This is a genomic window from Streptomyces rishiriensis (assembly GCF_030815485.1).
GTDB lineage: Bacteria > Actinomycetota > Actinomycetes > Streptomycetales > Streptomycetaceae > Streptomyces > Streptomyces rishiriensis_A.
In genome coordinates, this window is sequence record NZ_JAUSWV010000002.1 from 4539438 (window position 1) to 4563806 (window position 24369).

The 24369-nt window shown below is 69.7% G+C and carries 20 protein-coding genes and 1 tRNA gene; 8 read left to right on the forward strand and 13 right to left on the reverse strand.

Annotation, left to right across the window (positions count from 1 at the left end):
- Nucleotides 1–210: 210 nt before the first annotated feature.
- Nucleotides 211–281, reverse strand: a tRNA-Gly gene (locus QF030_RS22740).
- A gap of 527 nt (nt 282–808) precedes the next feature.
- Here QF030_RS22740 and dcd point away from each other — a divergent pair.
- Both dcd and QF030_RS22750 read left to right on the forward strand, forming a co-directional pair.
- A complete protein-coding gene (dcd, locus tag QF030_RS22745) occupies nt 809–1384 on the forward strand; it encodes a dCTP deaminase (RefSeq protein ID WP_307164483.1) in 576 nt (191 codons plus the stop codon).
- Nucleotides 1381–1914, forward strand: coding sequence for a phosphoribosyltransferase (locus QF030_RS22750; RefSeq protein WP_373428794.1), 534 nt, complete (start codon nt 1381–1383; stop codon nt 1912–1914). Before dcd ends, QF030_RS22750 begins: the two co-directional genes overlap by 4 nt.
- Nucleotides 1915–2007: 93 nt before the next feature.
- Here the strand turns inward: QF030_RS22750 and QF030_RS22755 are convergent, their stop codons facing one another.
- The 3 genes from QF030_RS22755 to QF030_RS22765 form a co-directional block, all read right to left on the reverse strand.
- The gene (locus QF030_RS22755; protein ID WP_307164484.1) at nt 2008–2781 is read right to left on the reverse strand and encodes a hypothetical protein; all 774 of its coding nucleotides are present in this window, start codon (nt 2779–2781) and stop codon (nt 2008–2010) included.
- Nucleotides 2782–2969: 188 nt separating this feature from the next.
- On the reverse strand, nt 2970–4052 hold the full coding sequence (locus tag QF030_RS22760) for a Yip1 family protein (protein WP_307164485.1): 1083 nt from the start codon (nt 4050–4052) through the stop codon (nt 2970–2972).
- Nucleotides 4053–4233: 181 nt separating this feature from the next.
- Complete coding sequence (locus tag QF030_RS22765; RefSeq protein ID WP_307164486.1) at nt 4234–6525, reverse strand: heterodisulfide reductase-related iron-sulfur binding cluster; 2292 nt, start codon at nt 6523–6525, stop codon at nt 4234–4236.
- 362 nt (nt 6526–6887) lie between these two features.
- Between QF030_RS22765 and QF030_RS22770 the strand changes: the two genes are divergently transcribed.
- From QF030_RS22770 to QF030_RS22790, 5 genes are all read left to right on the forward strand, one after another.
- A complete protein-coding gene (locus QF030_RS22770) occupies nt 6888–8090 on the forward strand; it encodes an undecaprenyl/decaprenyl-phosphate alpha-N-acetylglucosaminyl 1-phosphate transferase (RefSeq protein ID WP_307164487.1) in 1203 nt (400 codons plus the stop codon).
- A 95-nt stretch (nt 8091–8185) separates the two neighbouring features.
- Nucleotides 8186–10024, forward strand: coding sequence for a molecular chaperone DnaK (gene dnaK, locus QF030_RS22775; RefSeq protein WP_307164488.1), 1839 nt, complete (start codon nt 8186–8188; stop codon nt 10022–10024).
- Nucleotides 10021–10677 (forward strand): nucleotide exchange factor GrpE, encoded by a 657-nt coding sequence (gene grpE / locus QF030_RS22780; RefSeq protein ID WP_307164489.1) that lies wholly within the window; start codon nt 10021–10023, stop codon nt 10675–10677. The genes dnaK and grpE overlap by 4 nt, the downstream gene beginning before the upstream one ends.
- A 39-nt stretch (nt 10678–10716) precedes the next feature.
- A complete protein-coding gene (gene dnaJ / locus QF030_RS22785) occupies nt 10717–11892 on the forward strand; it encodes a molecular chaperone DnaJ (protein WP_307164490.1) in 1176 nt (391 codons plus the stop codon).
- A gap of 5 nt (nt 11893–11897) precedes the next feature.
- The gene (locus QF030_RS22790) at nt 11898–12356 is read left to right on the forward strand and encodes a heat shock protein transcriptional repressor HspR (RefSeq protein WP_307167660.1); all 459 of its coding nucleotides are present in this window, start codon (nt 11898–11900) and stop codon (nt 12354–12356) included.
- A 144-nt stretch (nt 12357–12500) separates the two neighbouring features.
- Here QF030_RS22790 and QF030_RS22795 read toward each other — a convergent pair whose 3' ends face one another.
- Nucleotides 12501–15629 (reverse strand): hypothetical protein, encoded by a 3129-nt coding sequence (locus QF030_RS22795; protein ID WP_307164491.1) that lies wholly within the window; start codon nt 15627–15629, stop codon nt 12501–12503.
- Between the two features lie 101 nt (nt 15630–15730).
- On the opposite strand from QF030_RS22795, the gene QF030_RS22800 reads away from it, so the two are divergent.
- Nucleotides 15731–16264 carry a hypothetical protein gene (locus tag QF030_RS22800; protein WP_307164492.1) on the forward strand — a complete coding sequence of 178 codons (534 nt, stop codon included), beginning with the start codon at nt 15731–15733 and terminating at the stop codon, nt 16262–16264.
- 22 nt (nt 16265–16286) lie between these two features.
- Here the strand turns inward: QF030_RS22800 and QF030_RS22805 are convergent, their stop codons facing one another.
- The 8 genes from QF030_RS22805 to QF030_RS22840 form a co-directional block, all read right to left on the reverse strand.
- Complete coding sequence (locus QF030_RS22805; RefSeq protein WP_020129155.1) at nt 16287–16544, reverse strand: hypothetical protein; 258 nt, start codon at nt 16542–16544, stop codon at nt 16287–16289.
- A gap of 44 nt (nt 16545–16588) precedes the next feature.
- Complete coding sequence (locus QF030_RS22810) at nt 16589–18070, reverse strand: WhiB family transcriptional regulator (RefSeq protein WP_307164493.1); 1482 nt, start codon at nt 18068–18070, stop codon at nt 16589–16591.
- A gap of 133 nt (nt 18071–18203) precedes the next feature.
- Nucleotides 18204–18884 carry a hypothetical protein gene (locus tag QF030_RS22815; RefSeq protein WP_307164494.1) on the reverse strand — a complete coding sequence of 227 codons (681 nt, stop codon included), beginning with the start codon at nt 18882–18884 and terminating at the stop codon, nt 18204–18206.
- A gap of 7 nt (nt 18885–18891) precedes the next feature.
- Nucleotides 18892–20154 carry a hypothetical protein gene (locus QF030_RS22820; protein WP_307164495.1) on the reverse strand — a complete coding sequence of 421 codons (1263 nt, stop codon included), beginning with the start codon at nt 20152–20154 and terminating at the stop codon, nt 18892–18894.
- Entirely contained in the window at nt 20151–20759 is a 609-nt protein-coding gene (locus QF030_RS22825) for a hypothetical protein (RefSeq protein WP_307164496.1), read from the reverse strand. The genes QF030_RS22820 and QF030_RS22825 overlap by 4 nt, the downstream gene beginning before the upstream one ends.
- 37 nt (nt 20760–20796) lie before the next feature.
- Nucleotides 20797–21426 (reverse strand): hypothetical protein, encoded by a 630-nt coding sequence (locus QF030_RS22830; RefSeq protein ID WP_307164497.1) that lies wholly within the window; start codon nt 21424–21426, stop codon nt 20797–20799.
- A 48-nt stretch (nt 21427–21474) separates the two neighbouring features.
- Nucleotides 21475–23661, reverse strand: coding sequence for a hypothetical protein (locus QF030_RS22835; protein WP_307164498.1), 2187 nt, complete (start codon nt 23659–23661; stop codon nt 21475–21477).
- A 53-nt stretch (nt 23662–23714) separates the two neighbouring features.
- The gene (locus QF030_RS22840; protein ID WP_307164499.1) at nt 23715–24302 is read right to left on the reverse strand and encodes a hypothetical protein; all 588 of its coding nucleotides are present in this window, start codon (nt 24300–24302) and stop codon (nt 23715–23717) included.
- Between the last annotated feature and the right edge of the window lie 67 nt (nt 24303–24369).

A 24369-nucleotide genomic window follows, 5' to 3' on the forward strand; every position in this document is an offset into this window, starting at 1 on the left:
ATCCTGCGCCCGCTGTTCGCCGCGACACGCCGTACCGAGACGGCGACCAGCGCCGTCGTCGCCGCCCTGCGCACAGCCGCCCGACAGGACACGCCACACCCCTCCGAACCGCCCCCGACGATCACCCTCCCGGCACGTTTCCGACACGCGGCGAGTGACCGCCAAGCACAGCAAAAAGGCCCCGGTCGATGACCTGGGCCTTCTTCACGGAGCGGGTGACGAGAATCGAACTCGCGCTCTCAGCTTGGGAAGCTGATGTTCTACCATTAAACTACACCCGCGTAAGACGCCGGTTCGCACCGGGTCGGAACGCTCCGTCACTCTACCTCATGCCGGGCCCCGGGCGATGAAGCCCCGGGGCCCGCGTGCGTCTCCGGGGAGGGATGCGGCTGCGGGCGGCCGGAGTTGGGGCGTACGGTGTGGGCGTGGAAGTGGGGTCGGGCGGGGTCGGAGTGCCGCCTGGAGGGTCGTCCCGTTCGTCCCGTAATGTGGCTTTCGTGGTCCGGTGGGTAGCAGCCGGACAGGGCTCTTGGGGAAGGGACTTCAGGACTTGATGGAGCGCACCGTCGTCCGCTGTGCCGATGGGCACGTGTTCAGTACCGCTTCGTTCCCGATGCAGCAGGCCGAGCGGCTCGGTCCCGGGCGGCTCGTCCGGTGTCCTCGGTGTACCCGGTTGCGCAGTGCCGTACCGGTGACGCTCGAGAAGCGGTAGCGGCAAGGAGAGCCGGAGGCGCCGCCGACGCCGCCGGCCTGGCGCGCGGAGTCGTCCGATGGTGGTCGCTCCGCGCGCTTTGCGTATCCTCGGGACGTGCTTCTCTCAGACAAGGACATCCGGGCCGAGATCGATGCCGGGCGAGTACGGATCGATCCCTACGACGAATCCATGGTGCAGCCGTCGAGCATCGACGTGCGGCTCGACCGGATGTTCCGGGTGTTCGAGAACCACCGGTACCCCCATATCGATCCCGCCGTCGAGCAGGCGGACCTGACCCGGCTCGTGGAGCCCGAGGGCGACGAGCCGTTCATCCTCCACCCGGGGGAGTTCGTGCTGGCGAGCACCTACGAGGTCATCACGCTGCCCGACGATCTCGCCTCGCGGCTCGAAGGCAAGAGCTCCCTCGGCCGCCTCGGCCTGGTCACCCACTCCACCGCCGGGTTCATCGACCCCGGGTTCTCCGGTCATGTGACGCTCGAGCTGTCCAACCTCGCCACCCTGCCGATCAAGCTCTGGCCCGGTATGAAGATCGGCCAGCTGTGCATGTTCCGGCTCACCTCGCCGGCCGAGTCCCCCTACGGCAGCGAGCGGTACGGGTCCAGGTACCAGGGCCAGCGCGGGCCGACGGCCTCCCGGTCGTTCCTCAACTTCCACCGGACCCAGGTGTGAGCGCTGACGACGTGAGCGGCGCGGACGTGGCGCGGGAGAACCTGACGTACGAGCAGTTCGGCACCGCCGTCCGTGAACTCGCGCAGACCATCGCCGACGACGGCTACGTACCCGACGTCGTGCTGAGCATCGCCCGCGGCGGAGTGTTCGTCGCCGGCGGGCTGGCCTACGCCCTCGACTGCAAGAACATCCACCTGGTGAACGTCGAGTTCTACACCGGGGTGGGGACCACGCTCGAGATGCCCGTCATGCTCGCGCCCGTCCCCGACGTCATCGACTTCTCGGACAAGAAGGTCCTGATCACCGATGACGTCGCCGACACGGGCAAGACGCTCAAGCTCGTCCGCGACTTCTGCCTGGACGCCGTCGCCGAGGTGCGCAGCGCCGTCATCTACGAGAAGACGCAGTCGCTCGTGAAGTGCGAGTACGTGTGGAAGCGGACCGACGACTGGATCAACTTCCCGTGGAGCGTCCTGCCGGTCGTGCGTAAGGCGGGGGAACCCGTCACGCCCTCCAAGGAAGCCCTGTAGTAACGACCGGGGCCGGCCAGTTTCTGGCGTCGGCCGGCCCGATCCGGCTGAGGTTTCCTTCTGTTTCTCCGCGTTACTGCCCGCCGTCCCGTGTCACTTCGCGCGCAGTACTTTGACGCCGTCGCGCTCGAAGTCGTAGACGTAGTCGTTGAGCCGGAGGCCGTCGATCGCGCCGATCCACATGAAGTCCCGTCCCTTGCCCACGGCGACCGTGTAGACCGTCGGTCTGGCGTTGACGGCGGTGAACGAGGTCTTCAGCTGGGCGAAGGTGCACCGGGCGGCCTGGGTGCAGGCCGTCTCGCCGCCCGTGAGGTACCAGTAGCCCGTCCTCGTGGCGTCGAGGAAGGGGCTCCAGCCGTTCGTCACCGGGGACGCGGTCGGCACCCACACCAGCGTGGAGTAGTCGTCGGTGGACGTCACGTTCGGGTCGATCTCGAACCTGATGTTCGGCATGTTCGTCGGGCCCCCGTAGCCGACGTTCTCGCCCGTCTGGAACACGTGGAAACCGACTCGGCGCAGCCCCAGCACCTGCTTGCCGAAGAAGTCCACCTCATTGCCGAAGTCGACCTTCTCGCTGGGAGGGGTCAGCGTGGTGGAGTCGTCCGCCACCTCGATGCCGAGACTGCCTCGCCCGTACGGCGGTCTGGCGGCGGCGCCCGTCGTGCCGAACGGGCCGTAGGGCCCGTTGCGGAGTTCGGCGACCGGCGAGCCGATCGTGTTGCGGGCGATCACGCCCCAGTGGTCCGAGTGGGTGGGGCCGTCGTCCGTCCGGGCGGCTGCCGATCCCGGAAGGATCAGGGCGATGACGGCGACCAGCAGGGCGGCCACGAGCGCCGTTCCCCGCCTCACGCCAAAGCGAGCTTTCACGCGCACTCCTTGTATAGGAGGGTGTAGGGAACAGTCACAATGTATTACGCTCTGTAGTTGCCATGGTGCGACATGCGGTATTTCTGGTTTTTTGCTCCGTATGGCGCTCGTGGGAGGCTGCGCTCGGTGACGGCATGCCAAGGGCCCCCGGCCAACCCGCCGAGGGCCCTCGTGATGTCCGCCAGGTGCTAGAACGTGCCGAGCTTCACGATCGACAGCAGTGCGATCAGCTGGATCGACGACGCGCCCAGCGCCTTCGGCCACGGCAGGTCGTGGGAGCGGCTGACCATCAGGGTCAGCAGGGCGCCGGCCGCCACCCACGTCGCCCAGCCCAGCAGCTGTACGAACGACGCGTCGCCGCCGAAGAACATCGCGACGACCAGACGCGGGGCGTCCGTGAGCGACATGATCAGCATGGAGAGGCCGACCGTGGGCTGCCAGGCGCCGTCGCCGCCCAGCTGGCGGGCCAGGGTGTGGGTGACCACGCCCAGGATGAAGGAGCTCAGCACCATCGCGACGGCCGTCGTCAGGACGATCGGGATCGCGTTGGACAGCGTCGCGTTGATCGCGTCCGCGCGGGTGTCGTCGAAGCCGAAGACCGCGAGCAGGCCGTAGAGGAACGTGACGACGAGGGCGGGGCCCCACATCGTGTAGTCCCGCATCTGGAGGAACGTCTGCTTGGGGGCGAGGACGATGCCCTTCAGCAGTTCCTTCCAGCGCAGACGCGGACCGACCGGGCCCGCCGGGGCCGAGCCCGCGTGATACGTACCACCCTGGTTGTACTGGTCGTACTGGTGGTGCTCGTCGATCGAGAAGGCCTGGGTGTGGCCCGGATTGTTCGCGGCGTACGGGTCGTGCGGGACGCCTCCCGGGCCACCGGGGCCGCCCGGAGCGCCGTACGGGGCGTCACCGCCGAAGTACTCCGGCTCGTCGCCGTTCTGGCCGCCGTACCCTCCGCCGTTCGCCTGCGGCCACTGGCCGCCGCCCGCACCCGTGCCGCCGTACTGCGGACGCTGCTGCGGGTACGGCTGCTGGGCCGACGGGTAGCCGTACGACGGCCCCGAGGGTCCCGACGGCCCTGAGGACCGCGACGGTCCCTGGGGCGCCTGCTGCCCGTACGGAGGTTGTTGCGGTCGCGTTTGCGGGGCACGGTTGTCCCGGCCGCCGCGTCCGATCCTGAATCCAGCCACGTCTTCGAACGTACCTGGTCCCGGAGAGCCACGTGCCGGGGCCTGCCGTCCGGGCACGGCTTTGCTGCCGAGCTGTGACATCCCCTAAGGGGAGTAACGGGACGGGAATCAGTGGTTCTTCAGGGGAAGGTCGTACGGGGCGTCGGGGTGGTGGAGGAGTGCGGCGCGAACGGCGACGCCCCCGTGGCCACGGGGGGCACGGGGGCGTCGGTATCGCTGCGGTACAGCCGTTCGGGTTACTTCCCGGTGACTGCTACCCGGGTTACTTCACCGGCTGCGGCTCCGGCTCGTTCTCGGTCGCCGTTCCGCCCGCCGGGGGCTCGTCGTCGACCGGGGTCTTGACGGATTCGAGCAGGAGCTGGGAGACGTCGACGACCTGGACGGTGTCCTTGGCCTTGCCTTCGTTCTTCTTGCCGTTGACGGAGTCGGTGAGCATGACGAGGCAGAAGGGGCAGGCGGTGGAGACGATGTCGGGGTCGAGGGAGAGGGCTTCGTCGACGCGTTCGTTGTTGATGCGTTTGCCGATGCGCTCTTCCATCCACATGCGGGCGCCGCCGGCGCCGCAGCAGAAGCCGCGTTCCTTGTGGCGGTGCATCTCTTCGTTGCGCAGGCCGGGGACGCTGGCGATGATCTCGCGCGGGGGTGTGTAGATCTTGTTGTGGCGGCCGAGGTAGCAGGGGTCGTGGTAGGTGATGAGGCCCTCGACGGGGGTGACGGGGATGAGTCTGGCCTCGTCGATGAGGTGCTGGAGCAGCTGGGTGTGGTGGATGACTTCGTAGTCGCCGCCGAGCTGCGGGTATTCGTTGCCGAGGGTGTTGAGGCAGTGCGGGCAGGTCGCGACGATCTTCTTCGCGGACTGCGGCTTCTTCGATTCCTGGGTGGCCTTGCCGTCGTCGTCGAGTTCCTCGCCGAAGGCGGTGTTCAGGGCCATGACGTTGTCGGTGCCGAGTTCCTGGAAGAGGGGTTCGTTGCCCAGGCGGCGGGCGGAGTCGCCGGTGCACTTCTCGTCGCCGCCCATGATCGCGAACTTGACGCCGGCGATGTGCAGGAGTTCGGCGAAGGCCTTGGTGGTCTTCTTCGCGCGGTCCTCCAGGGCGCCGGCGCAGCCGACCCAGTACAGGTACTCGACGTCGGTGAGGTCGTCGATGTCGCGGCCGACGACGGGGATGTCGAAGTCGACTTCCTTCGTCCATTCCAGGCGCTGTTTCTTCGCCAGGCCCCAGGGGTTGCCCTTCTTCTCCAGGTTCTTGAGCATCGTGCCCGCCTCGGAGGGGAACGCGGACTCGATCATGACCTGGTAGCGGCGCATGTCGACGATGTGGTCGACGTGCTCGATGTCGACGGGGCACTGCTCGACGCAGGCGCCGCAGGTGGTGCACGACCACAGCACGTCCGGGTCGATGACGCCGCCTTCCTCGGCGGTGCCGACCAGCGGGCGTGCGGCCTCGGCGAGGGCGGGCGCGGGCACGTTCTCGAGCTGCTGCGCCGTCGCCTTCTCCTCGCCCTCGGCGGTCTTGCCGCCGCCGGCCAGGAGGTAGGGGGCCTTGGCGTGGGCGTGGTCGCGCAGCGACATGATCAGCAGTTTGGGGGAGAGCGGCTTGCCGGTGTTCCAGGCGGGGCACTGCGACTGGCAGCGGCCGCACTCGGTGCAGGTGGAGAAGTCCAGCAGGCCCTTCCAGGAGAACTGCTCGACCTGGGAGACGCCGAAGACGTCGTCGTCGCCGGGATCGGTGAAGTCGATCGGTCTGCCGCCCGACGTCATCGGCAGCAGGGCGCCCAGCGCGGTGGCGCCGTCGGCGTTGCGCTTGAACCAGATGTTGGGGAACGCCAGGAAGCGGTGCCAGGCCACACCCATGTTGGTGTTCAGCGAGACCACGATCATCCAGATGAACGACGTCCCGATCTTGATCATCGCGACGAGGTAGACCAGGTTCTGGAGCGTGGTGACGCCCAGTCCCTTGAAGGCCAGGACGAGCGGGTACGAGGCGAAGTAGCCGGCCTCGTAGTGCTCCACGTGGTGCAGTGCGCCCTCCAGGCCCCGCAGCACGTAGATGGCGAGGCCGATGGTGAGGATGACGTACTCGACGAAGTAGGCCTGACCGGCCTTGGAGCCGGCGAAGCGGGACTTGCGGCCGGCGCGGGAGGGCAGGTTCAGCAGGCGGATCGCCATGAGGACGACGATGCCCAGGATCGTCATCACGCCGATGAACTCGATGTAGAGCTCGAACGGCAGGAAGTCGCCGATGACCGGCAGCACCCAGTCGGCCTCGAAGAGCTGGCCGAACGCCTGGGCGAGGGTCGGCGGCAGCGTCAGGAAGCCGATCGCCACGAACCAGTGGGCGAAGCCCACGATGCCCCAGCGGTTCATCCGCGTGTGGCCGAGAAACTCCCGTACCAGCGTCACGCTGCGCGCGTAGGGGTTGTCTGTCCGGGCTCCGGCGGGGAGCGGCTGGCCCAGCTTGAAGTACCGGACGAACTGGCCGATGGCACGTGCGATCAGGGCGACGCCGACCACGGTCAGAAGCAGCGACACGATGATCGCGGCGAGTTGCATTTGGGGGCTCCTCGGGCCTGCGAGGGAAATTACTAAGCGGTAACTTATGCAGTCCGTTTGAGACTACCCCGTATTCTCCGTCGCACTGTAGCGGGGTGCGGAGTGATCTCAGTCGCTCAGGGTTGCCTCAGAATCCGGCCGAGTTCGGGCCGGATCCCGGTGGGATTTCGGTGGGGTTCCGCTGGGATCCCGGTGGGGTTCAGGGCGGGGGTGGTGGGGGACGAATCCGGGTCCGGGTGGGGGGCCGGGTCGTTCCCGGGATGACTCCAGGGTGGGGGAGGGTCGGGTTCCGGTAGGGATCAGGTCGCGATTCGGCCGTGTTATTCGTACCAAATTGATACATATGTGACTAATTTATATCCGTGCTCTACGGGATCGTCGCCGCCATCACCGCCCTGTTCCTCGCCGCCGTCCTCGCCGCGCTGCTGCGTGTGCCCGCCCTGCGCCTGGGGTTGCTCGACCGGCGGCAGCGGCAGCGGCGGGTGCCGCTGTTCGGGGGCGCCGCCGTGGTGCTCGCCACCTGTCTCGTCGCGGTTGCCGGGGACTGGACGGGCATCGCCCCGCTCGGGGACGGCATCGAGGTGCTGCTCGCCGCGGGGGGCGCCGTCGCCGCCCTCGGGCTGGTCGCGGACGTGTGGCGGCTCAACGCGCGGTTCCTGGTGGTCGGCACCGCGACCGCGGCCGCCTTCGTGGTGCCGTACGGCGACACCGGGGTGGTGGCCGGAGTGGCAAGTGTCGGCTGGATCACCTTCGTCGCCCTGGCTTTCCGCTCGCTCGATCACGCCGACGGCGTGGCCGGAACCGTAGGGGTCGTCACCGCCTTCGGGGTGGCCGCCTGTGCCGCCGTCGAGGTCATGGACGGGCTGGCGGTGCTGCTGAGCGTGTTCGCCGCCGCGCTGACCGGTTTCCTGATGCACAACTGGCCTCCCGCGCGTGTCGCCCTCGGGGCGTGCGGGTCGCTCTTCGCGGGCTTCCTCCTCGCGGCCGCCGCCGTGACCGCCCGCGCGGGACACGCTCCGGTCGCCGGCGCGGGGGTGCTGTTCGCGCTCACCGCGGTCGCCGTGGCCGACGTCGTCCTGGTCGTGGTGTCGCGGCGGCTGGCCCGACGGCCGTTGCTGCGTGGCACGTCCGACCACCTCGCGCACCGGCTGCGGCGGTTGGGGCTGACCGCGCAGGGGGTGACCGTACTGCTCGGCGTGGCGGCCTTCGGCGCGGTGCTCGTCGGGGTGCTGGTGCACGCCGGGTGGGCGGACGCGCGGGCGGTGTGGTGGGTGGCCGGCGTGGTACTCGTCGTCGTGCTCGGGATGCTGCGGGTCGCGGTGTACGGGCCGCCACGCGCGCGTGGCCGTCGCGACCGACGGGCCCGGGGCGCGCAGCGTGCCCCCGCCCCTCGCCCCGCCCCTCGCCCCGGATCGGGGTCCGCTTCGGTGTACGCGCCCCGGCGTCAATCCGAGGGCCGACGTCAATCCGAGGACCATGCGCATCACCCGGAATCCGGTGTACGGCGGACCGGGCGATCTGTATCGCCGCAGGTCAACGCCTCCTTGCGCGTAAGGAACGGATAAGAGTTGAGTGGGTGTGACTCAGGTCTGTTGACCCAGAGGGGAGGCTCGTGCACACTTGAGTCCGTTCCACTCAAGTCAGCTGGAGGAAGATCACCATGGCACGTGCGGTCGGCATCGACCTGGGCACAACAAACTCCGTCGTCAGCGTTCTGGAGGGCGGCGAGCCCACCGTCATCACCAACGCCGAGGGTGCCAGGACCACGCCGTCCGTCGTCGCCTTCGCCAAGAACGGTGAAGTGCTCGTCGGCGAGGTGGCCAAGCGCCAGGCAGTCACGAACGTGGACCGGACCATCCGCTCCGTGAAACGTCACATGGGCACGGACTGGACGATCGAGCTCGACGGGAAGAACTTCAACCCGCAGCAGATGAGCGCCTTCATCCTGCAGAAGCTCAAGCGCGACGCCGAGGCCTACCTGGGCGAGAAGGTGGCCGACGCGGTCATCACCGTCCCGGCGTACTTCAACGACTCCGAGCGTCAGGCGACGAAGGAAGCCGGCGAGATCGCCGGTCTCAACGTCCTTCGCATCGTCAACGAGCCCACCGCGGCCGCGCTCGCGTACGGCCTCGACAAGGACGACCAGACGATCCTCGTCTTCGACCTCGGTGGCGGCACGTTCGACGTGTCCCTCCTGGAGATCGGTGACGGCGTCGTCGAGGTGAAGGCCACCAACGGCGACAACCACCTCGGTGGTGACGACTGGGACCAGCGTGTCGTCGACTACCTGGTGCAGCAGTTCAAGGCCGGCCACGGTGTGGACCTCGCCAAGGACAAGATGGCGCTCCAGCGTCTGCGCGAGGCCGCCGAGAAGGCGAAGATCGAGCTGTCCTCGTCCACCGAGACCTCGATCAACCTGCCCTACATCACGGCGTCCGCCGAGGGCCCGCTGCACCTGGACGAGAAGCTCACGCGCGCCCAGTTCCAGCAGCTGACGGCCGACCTGCTGGAGCGCTGCAAGACGCCGTTCCACAACGTCATCAAGGACGCCGGCATCAACCTCTCCGAGATCGACCACGTCGTTCTCGTCGGTGGTTCGACCCGGATGCCCGCCGTCGCCGAGCTCGTCAGGGAGCTGACCGGCGGTCAGGACGCCAACAAGGGCGTGAACCCGGACGAGGTCGTCGCCATCGGCGCCGCGCTCCAGGCCGGTGTCCTCAAGGGTGAGGTCAAGGACGTCCTGCTCCTCGACGTGACCCCGCTGTCCCTCGGTATCGAGACCAAGGGCGGCATCATGACCAAGCTGATCGAGCGCAACACGACGATCCCGACGAAGCGTTCGGAGATCTTCACGACGGCCGAGGACAACCAGCCGTCGGTGCAGATCCAGGTCTACCAGGGTGAGCGCGAGATCGCGGCCTACAACAAGAAGCTCGGCATGTTCGAGCTGACCGGTCTGCCGCCGGCGCCGCGCGGCGTCCCGCAGATCGAGGTCGCCTTCGACATCGACGCCAACGGCATCATGCACGTCACGGCCAAGGACCTCGGCACCGGCAAGGAGCAGAAGATGACCGTCACCGGCGGCTCCTCGCTGCCGAAGGACGAGGTCGACCGCATGCGCCAGGAGGCCGAGCAGTACGCGGACGAGGACCACCGCCGTCGCGAGGCCGCCGAGTCCCGCAACCAGGGCGAGCAGCTCGTCTACCAGACGGAGAAGTTCCTCAAGGACAACGAGGACAAGGTCCCGGGCGAGGTCAAGACCGAGGTCGAGGCCGCCGTCGAGGAGCTGAAGGCCGCGCTCAAGGGCGAGGACACCGCCGAGATCCGCACCGCCACCGAGAAGGTCGCCGCGGTCTCGCAGAAGGTCGGCCAGGCCATGTACGCCGACGCCCAGGCCGGTCAGGGCGCCGACGCTCCCCAGGCCGACGCCCCGAAGGGCGACGACGACGTCGTGGACGCCGAGATCGTGGACGACGAGCGCAAGGACGGTGCCGCGTGACGGAGGAGACTCCGGGCTTCGAGGAGAAGCCTGACGTCCCCTCCGGCGCCACCCCTGAAGACGCCGAGCCGAAGGCCGACCCCTCTTCCGCCTCGGCGGCGGGGGAGGCCCCGGCCGGGGACGCGAACCAGACAGCCGGTCTGGTGGCCCAGCTGGACCAGGTGCGCACCGCTCTCGGCGAGCGCACCGCGGACCTCCAGCGCCTCCAGGCCGAGTACCAGAACTACCGCCGCCGGGTCGAGCGCGACCGGATCGCGGTCAAGGAGATCGCCATCGCGAACCTCCTGACCGAGCTCCTGCCCGTCCTCGACGACATCGGCCGCGCGCGGGAACACGGCGAATTCGTCGGCGGCTTCAAGTCGGTGGGCGAATCGCTGGAGACCGTCGCGGCCAAGATGGGCCTCCAGCAGTTCGGCAAGGAGGGCGAGCCCTTCGACCCGACGATCCACGAGGCCCTGATGCACAGCTACGCACCCGACGTCACCGAGACGACGTGCGTGGCGATCCTTCAGCCCGGGTACCGGATCGGCGAACGCACGATCCGCCCCGCGCGGGTGGCCGTCGCCGAACCGCAGCCCGGTGCGCAGGCGGCGAAGGCCGACGAGGCGGAGGCGGCCGACGACAAGGAGAGCGGTGGCCCGGACGAGGGCTGAGCTCGATCGGATGAGCCGGTGGGAGGAGGGACGTCGAGGATGAGCACCAAGGACTTCGTCGAGAAGGACTTCTACAAGGTCCTCGGCGTCCCCAAGGACGCCACCGAGGCCGAGATCAAGAAGGCGTACCGCAAGCTCGCCCGTGAGTTCCACCCGGACGCCAACAAGGGCAACGCCAAGGCGGAGGAGCGCTTCAAGGAGATCTCCGAGGCGAACGACGTCCTCGGTGACCCCAAGAAGCGCAAGGAGTACGACGAGGCACGCGCCCTCTTCGGCAACGGCGGCTTCCGTCCCGGCCCGGGCGCCGGCGGCAACTTCAACTTCGACCTGGGCGACCTCTTCGGAGGCGGCGCCCAGGGCGGCGGTGCCCAGGGCGGCTTCGGCGGCGGCATCGGGGACGTGTTCGGCGGCCTGTTCAACCGCGGCGGCCCCGGCACGACCCGCACCCAGCCCCGGCGCGGCCAGGACATCGACACCGAGGTCACCCTGACCTTCACGGAGGCGATCGAGGGCGCGACGGTCCCGCTGCGCATGTCCTCGCAGGCCCCCTGCAAGGCGTGTTCGGGAACGGGCGACAAGAACGGCACCCCGCGCGTGTGCCCGACCTGCGTCGGCACGGGCCAGGTGGCCAGGGGTTCGGGTGGCGGTTTCTCGCTGACCGACCCCTGCCCGGACTGCAAGGGCCGGGGGCTGATCGCCGAGCATCCCTGCCTGGACTGCAAGGGCAGCGGCCGCGCGAAGTCGTCGAGGACCATGCAGGTCCGCATCCCCGCGGGGGTGACGGACGGTCAGCGCATCCGGCTGCGCGGCAAGGGCGCCCCCGGCGAGCGCGGTGGCCCGGCGGGCGACCTGTACGTCGTCGTCCACGTCGGCGCCCACCCGGTGTTCGGCCGCAAGGAGGACAACCTGACGGTGACCGTCCCGGTGACGTTCACCGAGGCGGCACTCGGCGGCGAGATCAGGGTGCCGACGCTCGGTGGGCCGTCCCTGACCTTGAAGCTTCCGCCCGGCACGCCCAACGGCCGCACCATGCGGGCGCGGGGCAAGGGCGCGGTCCGCAAGGACGGCACTCGCGGCGACCTGTTGGTCACCGTCGAGGTGAGTGTCCCGAAGGACTTGTCGGGGAAGGCTCGTGAGGCGCTGGAGTCGTATCGCGAGGCGACCGCGGGCGAGGACCCGCGGGCGGAGCTGTTCGAGGCCGCGAAGGGAGCATGAGAGTGATGGACGGCCGTCGGCGTAACCCGTATGAACTGACCCAGGAGACTCCGGTCTACGTCATTTCGGTGGCGGCCCAGCTCTCGGGCCTGCATCCGCAGACGCTACGCCAGTACGACCGCCTGGGTCTCGTCTCCCCCGACCGCACCGCCGGCCGGGGGCGCCGTTACTCGGCCCGCGACATCGAGCTGCTGCGCACGGTGCAGGCTCTGTCCCAGGACGAGGGCATCAACCTGGCCGGCATCAAGCGGATCATCGAGCTGGAGAACCAGGTGGCCGCGCTCCAGGCCAGGGCGGCGGAGCTGGAGGCCGCGCTGGACGGCGCGGCCGCGACGATGCAGCAGCGGGAGGCGGCGGTGCACGCCTCCTACCGCCGGGACCTGGTGCCGTACCAGGAGGTGCAGCAGACCAGCGCGCTGGTGGTCTGGCGGCCGAAGCGGCAGCAGCAGCCGTCGTCCGACTGACCGACGGCGCGGCAGCACGCGGACAGACAGTGGGGGAGGGGCCCGGAGATTCGTCTCCGGGCCCCTCCCCCACTGTCTGTCCATGGCCGTCGGTTCTTCTCGGCCGTCGGTTCTTCTCGGCCGTCGGCCGTCGGCCGTCAGCCGTCAGCTGCCCACGCCGACGTCCGGCTCGGGCCGTTCGTGCCCGGGCGGCTGTTGCTGCGGCGGCTCCTGGGCAGGGGCGGGAGCCCGGTTGGCGCCGCCCTGCGGTATCCCCAGCTGCCAGAGGTGCGAGCCGGAGATGCGGGACGCGGGGGAGGCGGGGGCGGCGGGGGAGACACGGGAGGTGGGGGACGGGGCGGGGGTTGGGGCCGGTGCTGGGGGCGGGCCCGGGGCTGAAGGCTGCGCCGGTGCGGGTTGTGGTGCTGGGGCGGGTGCTGGGGCTGGGGCGGTGACAGGGTTCGGGGGCTGCTCTGCGCTCGGGGGCTGCTCTGCGCTCGGGGTCTGTTCCGCGCTCGGGGTCCGCTCCGCCGTGGGTTCGGACTTTTCCTTGGTTTCTGCGGGCGGGGCGGGGCTCTGGGGGCTCGTGGTCGGCGGCTCCGAGCCTCGGCCCTGGTCCCGGGCTTGGTCCAGGCCCTGGTCCAGGCTCTGAAATTGGCTCAGGTCCTGGTTCGGGTCGGGGCTGGCGTTGCGGCTCGGGTCCTGGCGGCCCAGGTCCCGGCTGCCATCCTGGCCCAGGTCCCGGCTGCCATCCTGGCCCAGGTCCCGGTTGCCATCCTGGCTCAGGTCCGGGCTGCCAGCCCCGCTCAGGTCCTGGCTCAGGTCCGGGCGGCGCCAGCGCTCCGGGATCGTCGACAGCCGTCGTACGGCGTCGGGGTCGCCTGCCGCTGCCGCCGCGACGGCGCGTGCGCGCAGGGCGCTCTGGCGGGCGATCGGCGAGAAACCCGGGGCCGCGTTGCCGGTCTCGGAGGGCAGGCCGCGGACGCCCATCCCGTTCAACTGGCCCTGGATTCCCGTCTCCGGGGCGAAGATCTCGCGCGGCAGCTGCCAGGAGGCCGCGCCGTCCACGTCGACGCGGTGTTCCCTGCCGTCCACGGCGAAGGTGAGTCCGTAGCCGATGTACTGGTCGTCCTTGTCGAACAGCAGGTCCCCGGAGATCTCGCCACCCCGGTCCCGCACCTCGTCGGCGAGGACCTGGAGGGCGGGCGGGAGGGGGTTGGTGCGGCCGAGGCTGGTGACGTAGCCGTCGCTGCGGGCCACTCTCCGTTCCCCGGTGCCCTTCTCGACGTAGGGGACCTGGAAACGGGTCTCGCCCTGCTCGTCCTGGTAGGTCTCGATGGCCCCGACACGTGCCTCGACGAAGGACAGGCGCTTCTGGCCGCCCTCGCCATGGCCGTATCTCTGTTCCATCGCCGGGAACTGGACCTGGTGCTGCAACGCCGGCGGCGGCGCCGAGCCGATGATCGTGACGTGGGTGTCCGGATTCCGGATCAGGATGATCTCCGCGTTGGCGACGGCGGTGCCGCCGGAACCCACGACGATCCACTCCTTGGCGGCCTGCGGATCGAAACGGTTCTCGGCGACCTCGTCGCCCAGCAGCGCCCGGCCCTCCGCGGCTTCGCGCGCCGCCTCCCACTTCTGCGTCGAGTCGAGAGCGGTGAAGCAGTTGCTCATGCGGGTCTCGTCCGCGGTGCCCAGGCCGGCCGAGAGGGCGTCCTTCAGTGCGGCGTACGAGTCCAGGGCGCCGAGGAGGGTTGCGGTGTCCGCGCCGCTGCGTTCGGCCTGGGTCAGCCAGGTGCGCATCTCGCCCGCACCGGCGAACCCCTGCCCCTCCAACTCCCGCAGCCGCTCACCGATCAGCCGTACTGCTTCGATGCGGCTCTCCACGGCGAATTCTCCACGCGGCGTTCCCGGTACGAGTTCCGGTGTGAGGCCGGTGGCGATGCTGGGGGTGCCGTCGCACGCCACCCAGAGGGGGGTCGCCTTCTCCGTGCCGTCCTCGCCCAACGTGCGGACCTCGGCGAGGAGTTCGCCGTCCCGGCCCAGCCGCAGACGGGCGTGGCCGTTCACCACGTCGCCCTGCGTGGCGAGTTGGTCCTCCCAGACCCGGACGGCGTGGATGGAGATGCGGTGCCGGGGGTCCTCGACCGCCGCGTACGGGTCGACGCCCATCCACTGCGCGAGGTCGCGGTCCTGGTCCGCCGACTGCACGATCCCGTCACCGGGGTCCAGGTGCCAGCGGCCCGCGCCGTCCACCAGCAGCGCCTCCGGGTCGCGCCCGGTGAGACTCGCCCCGCCACCGATCACTACCTTGCGCAGCGGGAGTTGGCCTTCGGCGAGTTGCCCCTCCAGCGTCCGTACGGTGCGTTCGCTGACCTGGGCGCGGTACTCGGCCCACCGTTCGGCGGCGGGTTCGAGCTCGTCGCGGGGGAGGGGGAGGCCGTTCTGGTCGTAGCCCGGCATGGGCATGGTGACGTCCCGCCGCCCGATGAACGCCTCGACCTGCCGTTCCGCCCGGAGAGCGGCGTCCCGGGAGGCCTGGAGGGCGGCGGCGTCGGCGGGGGAGAGGTTTTCTATGGGGTGGGCGAGGGCGGTGACCAAGCGCCGGGAGCCGGCGGAGAGGAAATCGGCCGACGCCCGGTGTCGCACGCGTGCCGCCCTCTCCTGGGGGCGGAACGCTTCCTCGTCGCTCATGGCAGCGGTCGGGCGGATGCCGTACGGATCAAGCAGCGCCGAGAACTCCGCACGCGCTTCCCTCTGTTGCTGAGGGGAGAGATCGGGGTCCGCGCTACGCGCGGCGAGCCAGTTGAGCTCACCTATGCGGCCTCGATCCGCTGCGGACAGCTGCTGGTCCGCGGGGAGTTCCGCTCCTTCGCGCAGGAGGCTCTCCCGTACGGGGGTCAGACCTTCGGCGGCGCGTTCGCGCACCGCAGCGAGCTCACCGAGTTCGTGGGCGAGGACTCGCCCCAGCATCGCGGTCGGAAGGCGGTCGGACACCCGGATGACGTAGTTCTGGGAGGCGGTGTTTGTCGCCGTGTCGGCGATCGCTCCCGTCGTCAATGGAATGGCGTCCACCCAGATCTGGGCGGATTCCCCGCGACTGTCCTGCAACACGAAATACTGGCGGCCGTCCTCGGTCTGGGCCGGGGTGAGGGAGGCCAGTCCGTCCCCCAGGACGACGGCTGCCACCGCGCCCATGTCCCGCCTCGCGGCCCACACGAGATCCTGCTGCTGTACGGTTCCGCCCGGCCCGAGCGTCCCCATGAAGATCTGCGGATCGGCCGATGTGTCCACGTGATGCCCTCCCCCAGGCTCTGTACATATGCACACCGCACAACAGACTTTAGGATCATCCCATGTTGAGAGCCCGTTCCTCACTTGAAGCGCACCTGTACATGGACCTGCATCCATGCGAGTGCGGGAGCTCCGACTTCGTCCGCCGGCACCGCCTGGAGCAGCGCGGTGACGGCATCGTCGCCGTGTACGAGGGGCCCTGCACCCAGTGCGGCCGCAACCGGAACTTCGCCTTCCTGATGGCCGACGAGATCCCCCCGCCTCCGCCGGCCTTCGGTGGCCCTGAGCCGTCCGAGATCATCGACCCCGGTGAGTTCGTCGGGGTCGCCCACGACGTCTCGCGCCGCGCAGGACTGGAGATGCTCAACTCACCCGAATCCGAGCACCACAGGTACCGGGGTGCGATGGCGTACGCGCTGGCCGCCTCTGAGGAGGTCCTGAAGTTCATCCCTCCGGGCCAGGACGCGGTCCCCGCCTCCGCCTTCACCTCCGAGGCGGGCAGGGCACGCTACGAGCGGGAGCCGGCGAAGTTCGACCGCGACATCCTCCAGATGGACATCGACCTCACGCGGAAGATCCTCGCCGACATCGACGAGGTCAGCCGCCCGCCCGGCCAGAGCGGGCCGCAGGCCTGAGTGCGGGCCCGGCGGACAGGGCTCAGCCCAGCTGTTCCGTTGTGCCGTCCGGGTGGATCAGGAGGCGGATCGCGCCGCCGTAGCGGTTGTCGGTGATGGTGGCCGGGGTGGGGGCGCCGAGCTGCTGGGCGCGTTGCTGGAGGATCGCCAGGACGACGTCCTGGATGTCGCCGTAGGGCGGGGCGGTGACCGGGACGCCGTCGATCAGGCCGGCGTTGGGGGAGAAGACGTGCACCTGGGCGTCCGCCGTGGCGGGGGGTGGCGGCGTCGGTTCGGTCATCGGGGCTCTGGGTCCTTCCGGCTCGGTTCCGGATCAGTTCCGGCTCAGGCGCTTTTCGCCTCGTCCTGTTCGACGACGTCGATGGGGACGTCGACGGTGCGAGCGTACGTGCCCCGGGCGAGGCGCTGAAGGCGGCCCGACTTGACGAGGGCGGACAGCACGTTGCTGATCGTCTTGGAGGGGTCGCCGTACACGCCGGGCGGGAGCGCGCGCAGGACGTCACGGGCCGAGAAGGAGGCGGGGAAGGTCGAGACGGCCGTTTCCACGGCTGCCCGGATGCTGGGGGCGCCGGAGGGCACGAGGGTGGCGGCCTGACCCGTGCCGGCGGACGTCCTGCCGGACGGGGCGGGGTGGGGGAGACACGCGCGGATGCCCTGGAGCGCGATGCGGATCGGTTCCAGAGGGATCCGGTCGCCGTCCGGGGCCCCGGTCGCGGCCAGCATCGTCGTCACCTTCTCGATGTTGGCGAGCGATGTGGCCAGCTCGCGCAGCAGCGGTTCCAGGAAGTCGCGGCGCAGGGCCGCCACCGGGTCGGTGGTGGCGAGTTCGACGGAGACCGAGCCGGTGAGGGCGCGCAGCGGGCCGGCGGTGTCGGGAGCGGTCCCGGCGGGGTCGCAGGAACCCCGGCCGCCTTGCGGAGCCAGTGCCTCCACGGCCTTGCGCGCACCGCGGATGGTGTCCGGCAGCTCCGGCGCGATCTCGCCGCCGGGCACGCTCGCCAGCATCACGACCAGCTGCTCCAGGCCGGTGAGCGTGGGCAGGGCGGAGCGGATCAGAGGAGCCAGCAGAGCCTGTCGTACGGCCTGGGCGGGATCCTCGTACGAGAAGGCGATCCGCTGCCCGGACTCGGCCGTTGCCATGTCCTCGCTCCTGCTTTCCGGGTGGGTACGTCTGGAATGGTGACCGTCGCCCTGCGTCTGCTGTGAGGTCGTGTGCTCGTGCAACTGCCTCGGGATGGCAGGCAACTCACTGCGCTGCCTGGCCAGTTGGTCCTGGCGCGCGTCGAAAGCGTCGAGGATTCGCTCCAGCACGGGCTGACCGGGCTCGGCGTCGTGCCGGGCGGCCGTGCCGGTGCTGAGGGAGCGCAGGCGGAGCAGGCGGCGGGACGTTTCGCCGGAGCTGTAACCGGGGCCCGCGCCGGGGCCGTCCACCGTGTGGGTGGGCAGGTCGCCGTTCGCGTCGCCGACACCGAGGGCGCGGCGGATCCAGCGACGGTCGTCGAGCGTGGTCGCGGCCGCGTAGCCGTAGGGCTCTGCGTGGGCCACGGCGTCCTGGAGGCATTCCGCCCACAACGGGCAGGAAGCGCACAGGTCGCGGGCGGTGCGGAGCAGTACGAGGTGCTGGTGGCGCTGTTCGGGCGAGGTGTGCGGAATGTCCGTGGGTGCCTCCAGCAGCGGATGCTGGAAGACGTCCGGTCGGCGCTGGCAGGGCAGAGCGGCGTCGGGAGTGTGGGCCCCCGCCCCCGCCCCCGCTCCCCGTACCGGCCCGCGCGCGGGGCGCGCGGGAAGCGCCGTATGGCTGGCCATAGGCATGTGTGTCGTCCCCCGTGGTGATACGTGATCGGGGGGGAGCCTAAGACGTTCCGTCAACCCCGTGCAACGCATCTGCAAAGCATGTGCCGACTTGGCACAGTGACGAGACGAAACGTTCACACGGGCCTCAACTGTCCGCCGGGTCACTGGCTTTGCGCCTCCGCAGGCGGCCGAGTGCCTGGCGGGCCCGGCCCGTAACCGCTTTCGCGCTGCTTCCGCGTATCGCCAGCACGCCGAGCACGCCGAGGAAACCGAGCGGTACACCTGCTTCCGGGAGGAACATCCCGGCGACGGATGCGATGACGAGGATCACATCCGCGAGGACGACGGTGACGCCTCGTCGGCCCGGGTGTTCCTTCACCATCCAGGCGCCGAGGAGGGCCATTCCGGCCAGGGCCCAGTAGCCGAACACAGCCTGTCCGCTGACTGCCGCGCCCGTGTTCCACCGAGCGGCGTCGCCTGCGGCCGAGAAGTAGCCGGTGAGTGCGGCGCCGATCGTCGTCGAGGCCAGCGCCAGCAGAAGCTGGACGCGGCGGCGGAGCAGCCAGACGACGATGCCGAGGACGATCAGCGTGCCGACCGCGACGAAGGACGAGCCGCTCTGGGAGGCCAGGGTGAACAAGGTGTAGGCGGCCGCGATGCCGAAGACGATGCGAGGGAGGAGCCTGATCGCCCAGGGATCGTTCTTGTCCTGGTGGAGGAGACGGCGCAGGCGGTGCGGTGCGGAGGCGGGCGTCTGCCTCTTCGTGCCGGGAGACCCCTGGGGGCGGATTCGAGGGGTACGGGCGTTGCCCGGAGTGCGGCTCATGGGCGGGTCACATTCCCCTTCCGGCGTCGTTCGACTGCTCCGGGGACGGAGGCGCCTTCGAAGGAGCCGCCGGGGTGTCGGTTCTGCCCGGGGCGACGACCGACTTCGCCTGCGGTGTGACACCGGGCAGGAAGCTGTGGGCCTGTACGGCGGCGGCCCCCGGGGCCGGGAGGGTGAGCGGCTCGAGCGGGGCCGGTCCCGTTCTGGCGTTGACCGTGACACCGGGGAGGTACTGGCCGTGGGTGCTGACAGCGACGGCAGGTGGTCCTGCCGGTGAGTCCAGTTCGGGGCCGCGCTGTTCGGCCGCCCACTGCTGGTCCTCGACGCTGGGCAGGGTGATCTCGTGGTCCGGGCGCAGGACCTTGATCTCCTCGACGAGTTTCTCCACATCGGCCGATCGAGCGGGGCCGTCCATGGTCGCCACCCGGGCGCACACCTCCAGCACGGCGGCACGCTGGGCCTCGGGGGTGGGGAGCGCCGCGAGCTGCTGGAGGTCCAGGTGGCCCGCCTTGGTCAGTGGCGTGTACTTCGGGTCGCTCTCCTCGTACGGGAAGGTGTGGACCTGGGCGCGGACGACCTGGGAAGCCAGCAACTCCTGGGTCTCCGGGGCGAGATCCGTGTACTTCTGCGTCGGCGCCGGATACATGAACTGGATGATGTCGAGCTTGCCGTCCTGGCGGAGCTGACGGGACTCCGTCTGGTAGGCGACGGTTCCGGGGTTGAGTTCGGCCATGAAGAAGAGGGCTTCGTTCTCCGTCTTCGCGGCGTATTTCTGTGAGAGCGCGTCCCAGGCACTTCCTGCCATGGCCTCACCACTGGCCGCGTCCAGGCCCAGGGCGCCGTGGAGAGTCTTGTCCCACAGATGCAGTTCACCTAGCTTCTGACCGCCGGGGGTTCCCTCCAAGTAGCGCACGGCATCCTGGTGGGACGCCGCATTCTCCACGTCGGCGTAGGCGGCAGCGACGTGCATGCTGCGGATCTTTTCGCCCTCGCCGAGCTGAGGGTGGTTTTCGAGGGCCCAGGACCAGAAAGCGGACTTCGTGTCCGGAGCCGGCAGGTCGACGTCCATCTCGCCGACGAGGCCGACGATGTAGGAGGGCAACTTTTCCGTCAGTTCCTCCACTTTGATACCGGACCTCAGGGCGCCCGCTTTCAGCTCCCTGACGATCTTTCTGGCTTCCGCGTCCGACAGGCCTGCGTCCAGATGGGCCAACGTGGCCCGCTCGCGCGCGCCCGTGACGACTTCATCAGCCAGTTGCTGCTCGGTCACAAGGCCTCCGGCGGATAGCAGTCGACGTTGATCAGTGCGCCTCGCGTCTCTCCGGGGAGGGGCGCGAGCCCGAGATTCACGGTGAGCACCGTGTCGCAGCCCTCCGGACCGGCGGCCGGCCACACGGCCATTCGGTAGGGGTCCATGTCCTCCAGGCGGTTCTCGCGCTGCACGAGCCAGTGGTGCTCGCGCGGAGGCTCAGGGAAGGCCGGGTCGTCCCAGCTGCCCGAGAACGCGGGATCGCCGAGAGCGGTGCGCGCCGCCGACTCGAACGCGTTCCAGGCCTCGGCCGCTCGCCTCAGGACCAGATCATTCTCGTCCGCACTGTCGGCACGCAGGTGCCAGGTGCTCCAGTTGAGGTTCTGCACCGGCGCCCATCCACCGCCGTGGACGGGATACAGCGTCATGCGCTGGCCGGTGGCGCTGTGGACGCTCAGGACCCGTTCACCCGGCAGGGGGCGCCAGCCGAACAGCGCGCACCAGTCGTCCAGTGCCTGGCCGGGGTTCGGCGGGCCCGCCCAGACGGCCGGCCAGTCCACGTGCTCCAGCCCCCGGAGCTCCTCGGCCAGCTGCTCGGCGCTGCGGTCGATCTTGAGGGTCGTCATCGCTTGTCACCTTCCTCGCGTTCCGCGCGGCTCCGGTTCATCCGCGCCGCGCCTGCCGACGGGACTCCACGTGATCGGGGTCGTGGCAGACGAGTCCGATCCTCGCATCGGCCGGAACCGGACCACGTCGCGCCGTTGCGCCGAGCGTCGCCCTGAGCTCGAACACCGGCGCCTGTGGCACTCGGAACCGCCATACGGCGACGTGGTGCGGGTCCCGGTATTCCGTACGCCATCCGGCGTCGGGCCAGGCTCCGGGACCCGGCAGTTCCGGGAAGTCCGGTGTGTCCCAGGTGCCGTTCCAGGTCGGGTTTCCCAGCAGGCCGCGCAGGGCGGTCAGGCAGGCGGTCCAGCGCTCCTCCGCAGCAGCGGTGACGTGGGCGTTCTCGTCCGTGTCCCGGGACCGGGCCGACCACACCGTGTGGTCGATCCGGGTCACCGGGCCGCCGGGGGTGGCGGAGACGAGGTGCAGGCGGCCGCCCAGGGCCGTACGGACGCGCAGTCCCGCCTCGGCCCACAGCGGACGCCAGCCGAACCCGGCGCACCACCTCGCCCGCTTCTCCGCGTCCTCCGGAACCCCGGCCCACACCGTGGGCCAGTCCACGCCGATGAGCCGCTCCAGTTCCGCGACCAGTTGGTCGGGACTGCGGTCGGCGGTCAGGGCGGGCATCGGATGGCTCCTTGGTGGCTGAGGGGAGGCGGAGGCGGCAGTGCGGGGCTAGACGCGACCGCTGGGGCCGCGCGGGTCCCTGGGTGGCGGGGATGGCGGGGTCGGGGTCGGGGGCTGCTCCACGGGTGCGGGCCGGGGGCGGGGCGCTTGCGGCTGGGCCTGCTGTTGGGGCTGCCGGGGGACGGGAGCAGGGGCGGGAGCCGACGCCGGGCGGGGCTCGGACGGGGTCGTCGGCTGCGGGGACGACTGGCCTGCGCCGCCGCTGACCCGGCCACCGCGCTTGGGCGCGCCGGGCGCCTCCGGCTCCGGCGCCGAGCGTGCCTCGTGCTCCTCGCGCGTCTGCTCGTACTTCATGCGTGTCGTTTCCGAGGCCTGGTTCTGGGACTTGCGCTGCTCGCGCTTGGACTGACCGACCCAGCCCCACTGCTGCATCTTGCCGCGGCCCTTGCCTCCGGTGACGACCCGGTCCGCCGTCCAGGCGACGCCCTTCGCGCCACCGCTGGCGACGCGGCCCGAGGTCTTGGCCGTGGAGGCGGCGAGACCCGGTGCCATGGCGGTCACCTTGCCCGCGACGTCCCGCAGGCCGAGCATGTCCTCGCCGCCCGCGACCTGCGGGGTGAAGTTCCCGCCGAGGAGCTTCTTCAGCATCATCACGATGGCGATGGTGACCAGGAGCAGCATGAGCAACTGCGTGCCGAGGGCGACCTTGGCCGGCAGGATCATCTGGTAGAGCACCAGCAGCACGGTCAGGATCACGCCGAAGCCGGCGCGTAGCACGAAGCTGTGGATGAACGTCTCCAGCCAGCTCTTCAGCAGCTTCTGCTGAGAGGGATGGATGCCGATCGTGGCCACCAGCGGAAGCAGAATGACCAGGATCAGGGTGACCGCGTGCCACAGCAGGGTCAGGCCGCTGAGGACGATGACCATCAGGCCGACGATGAGCGCGGCGATGATGGAGTAGAAGGCGAGTCCGACCCGGTTGCCGGCGTTCCTTCCGGCCCACTCGTCGAAGGACACCGGGTAGATGTGCATGTCCCCGACGTCGTCGCCCTTGTCCTTGCCGCCCGCTATGTCCTGGCGGATGGGTATCCAGTCGTCCTTGAACTTGTCGAGCTTCTTGTCGCTGAAGGCGTCGACGTTCGTCTTCGACTGGGCCACGAGCTGGATCACCCGCAGGTCCTCGCAGCGGGCCCCCTTGCCCCAGGCACAGGTTTTGCTCTTCTCGGCAGGGACGCAGACGCCGTTCTTGATCTCGCCGCCGCCCTCCTTCTTGAAGATGCAGTTCTTGCCCGCGTCACCGAACTGTCCGAGGGCCCAGGGACGGAAGACGAGCGTGTCGTACATGGCACAGCTGGAGATGCGCAGACCACGGTTGTAAGCGCCCTTGTCCAGGTCGCACGGCGCCTGTGTCTCGCCCGAGACGCCTGCGAGGACGACTTCGGTCAGAGCGGAGTTGGTCCGGGCAATGTAGGAGTCGGCGGTGCTCACGAACTTGTCGTAGTTGCCGCCCGTCAGGAACGCCGTGACGGCGATGATCGTCAGGGCCGACCACGAGATGCCCGCCCACACCTCGCGCATGTCGCCCTTGCGCCACTTGGTGAACACCCACAGGCCGACCAGCACGATCATGACCGGCACGGCCGGACGCAGTACGTTCTCCTTCAGCGTCGTCACGACGCTGTCGCGGCCCTCGTAGAGGCCGGCGAGCGGGCTGGGGTTGGAGGCGGACTCCTTGATGGAGATGGCGGCCCGGGTGAAGATCTTGGTGCCGTTGAAGATGGAGTCGGCGATGCCGTTGTTGATGTAGGACATCACGGAGCAGTCGTCGGCGCCGCTGCCCCAGTCGCCGTTGTTCTCCGAGGCGTCACCCTGGCCCTTGAAGGTCTGGGACCAGTTCATGCCGCGCATGCCGTCGAGTTCGTACATCGTGTACGTGTCGGGCGGGTTCGCCATCTTCACCGCACCGGTCGTCGTCCCCGAGTCGTCCAGGAGCGTCGTCGACTGCTTGGTGTCCTTGTCCCACTGCATGACCGCGGCGAACATGGACTCGCCGTTGGTGCCGGGCGTGTCCATCTGGTAGCTGTCATCGCCCGTGAAGTCGCAGGAGAAGCCCGCGTACGCCGGGGTCGGCATGGCCAGGGAGACGGCCGTCAGGGCCAGTGCCACGAAGACGACGGCGCGGACGGCTGTGGCGGCCTTGGTGAGGGCCCGTTGCAACGCTTTGCGCGAGGGCATCTGGAATCCTTCGGGAACGCGGGAACAGAGTGGAGCCGAACAGGCGGGCCGGTTCAGCTGGAGAAGTAATTGCTCAGCACGCAGCCGTCGACGAGTCCCGGGCTCTTGTCGAAGCCGCTCGGCGCCGAGAAGTCCGGATCGCAGGTCATGAACAGGAGCTCGGACTTCTGCAGTTCCTGGATCGCCTGGCCCCCGACCGGGATGACCGCGAAGTCCTGACCGACCAGGAATTGCTCGTTGTTCGCCTTGGCGGCGGTCTGGAATGTCTTCATGTCCGCCACGGAGAGGAGGGCGACCGGGTCGCCGGACCCGTCGCTGCACACACCCCGTTCCTTGATGCCCCATGACGGGTCCGCCGCCTCGTCGGCCCCCCAGGCGGTCTTGTCGCCGTCGTGGTCGGCGTCGTAGTCGGCGCCTGTCTTCAAGTCCAGACAGGGGGTGAACTTGTTCACGTAGTAGGCGATGGACGCCAGGTCCGCCGCCTTGGGCAGGCTGCTGTTCGCGTCCTGCCCGGTGCTGCCGGAAGGGCTGGCGGACGAGCCCTTGTCACCGCTCTTCTTGTCGTCGTCGCCCCCGCACCCCGCCACCGCCGTCAGCGCGACGAGGGTGGTGCCGATCACGAGTACTCGCCTGATTCGCATGCTTCTTCACCTGTTCGGAGGGGTAGTTGGTCAGCACGCAGCCGTCAGCCAGTGCGTTCGCGGTGCG

Bases quoted from the DNA above. Each gene is read 5' to 3' on its own strand.
- QF030_RS22810 (WP_307164493.1), bottom strand. From the start codon at position 18,070: ATGGCCAGCCATACGGCGCTTCCCGCGCGCCCCGCGCGCGGGCCGGTA.
- QF030_RS22835 (WP_307164498.1), bottom strand. From the start codon at position 23,661: ATGCCCTCGCGCAAAGCGTTGCAACGGGCCCTCACCAAGGCCGCCACA.
- QF030_RS22765 (WP_307164486.1), bottom strand. From the start codon at position 6,525: ATGCAACTCGCCGCGATCATCGTGTCGCTGCTTCTGACCGTGGTCGGC.
- QF030_RS22760 (WP_307164485.1), bottom strand. From the start codon at position 4,052: ATGTCACAGCTCGGCAGCAAAGCCGTGCCCGGACGGCAGGCCCCGGCA.
- QF030_RS22815 (WP_307164494.1), bottom strand. From the start codon at position 18,884: ATGAGCCGCACTCCGGGCAACGCCCGTACCCCTCGAATCCGCCCCCAG.
- dnaK (WP_307164488.1), top strand. From the start codon at position 8,186: ATGGCACGTGCGGTCGGCATCGACCTGGGCACAACAAACTCCGTCGTC.
- QF030_RS22790 (WP_307167660.1), top strand. From the start codon at position 11,898: ATGGACGGCCGTCGGCGTAACCCGTATGAACTGACCCAGGAGACTCCG.
- QF030_RS22840 (WP_307164499.1), bottom strand. From the start codon at position 24,302: ATGCGAATCAGGCGAGTACTCGTGATCGGCACCACCCTCGTCGCGCTG.
- dnaJ (WP_307164490.1), top strand. From the start codon at position 10,717: ATGAGCACCAAGGACTTCGTCGAGAAGGACTTCTACAAGGTCCTCGGC.
- QF030_RS22805 (WP_020129155.1), bottom strand. From the start codon at position 16,544: ATGACCGAACCGACGCCGCCACCCCCCGCCACGGCGGACGCCCAGGTG.
- QF030_RS22830 (WP_307164497.1), bottom strand. From the start codon at position 21,426: ATGCCCGCCCTGACCGCCGACCGCAGTCCCGACCAACTGGTCGCGGAA.
- QF030_RS22825 (WP_307164496.1), bottom strand. From the start codon at position 20,759: ATGACGACCCTCAAGATCGACCGCAGCGCCGAGCAGCTGGCCGAGGAG.
- QF030_RS22800 (WP_307164492.1), top strand. From the start codon at position 15,731: ATGGACCTGCATCCATGCGAGTGCGGGAGCTCCGACTTCGTCCGCCGG.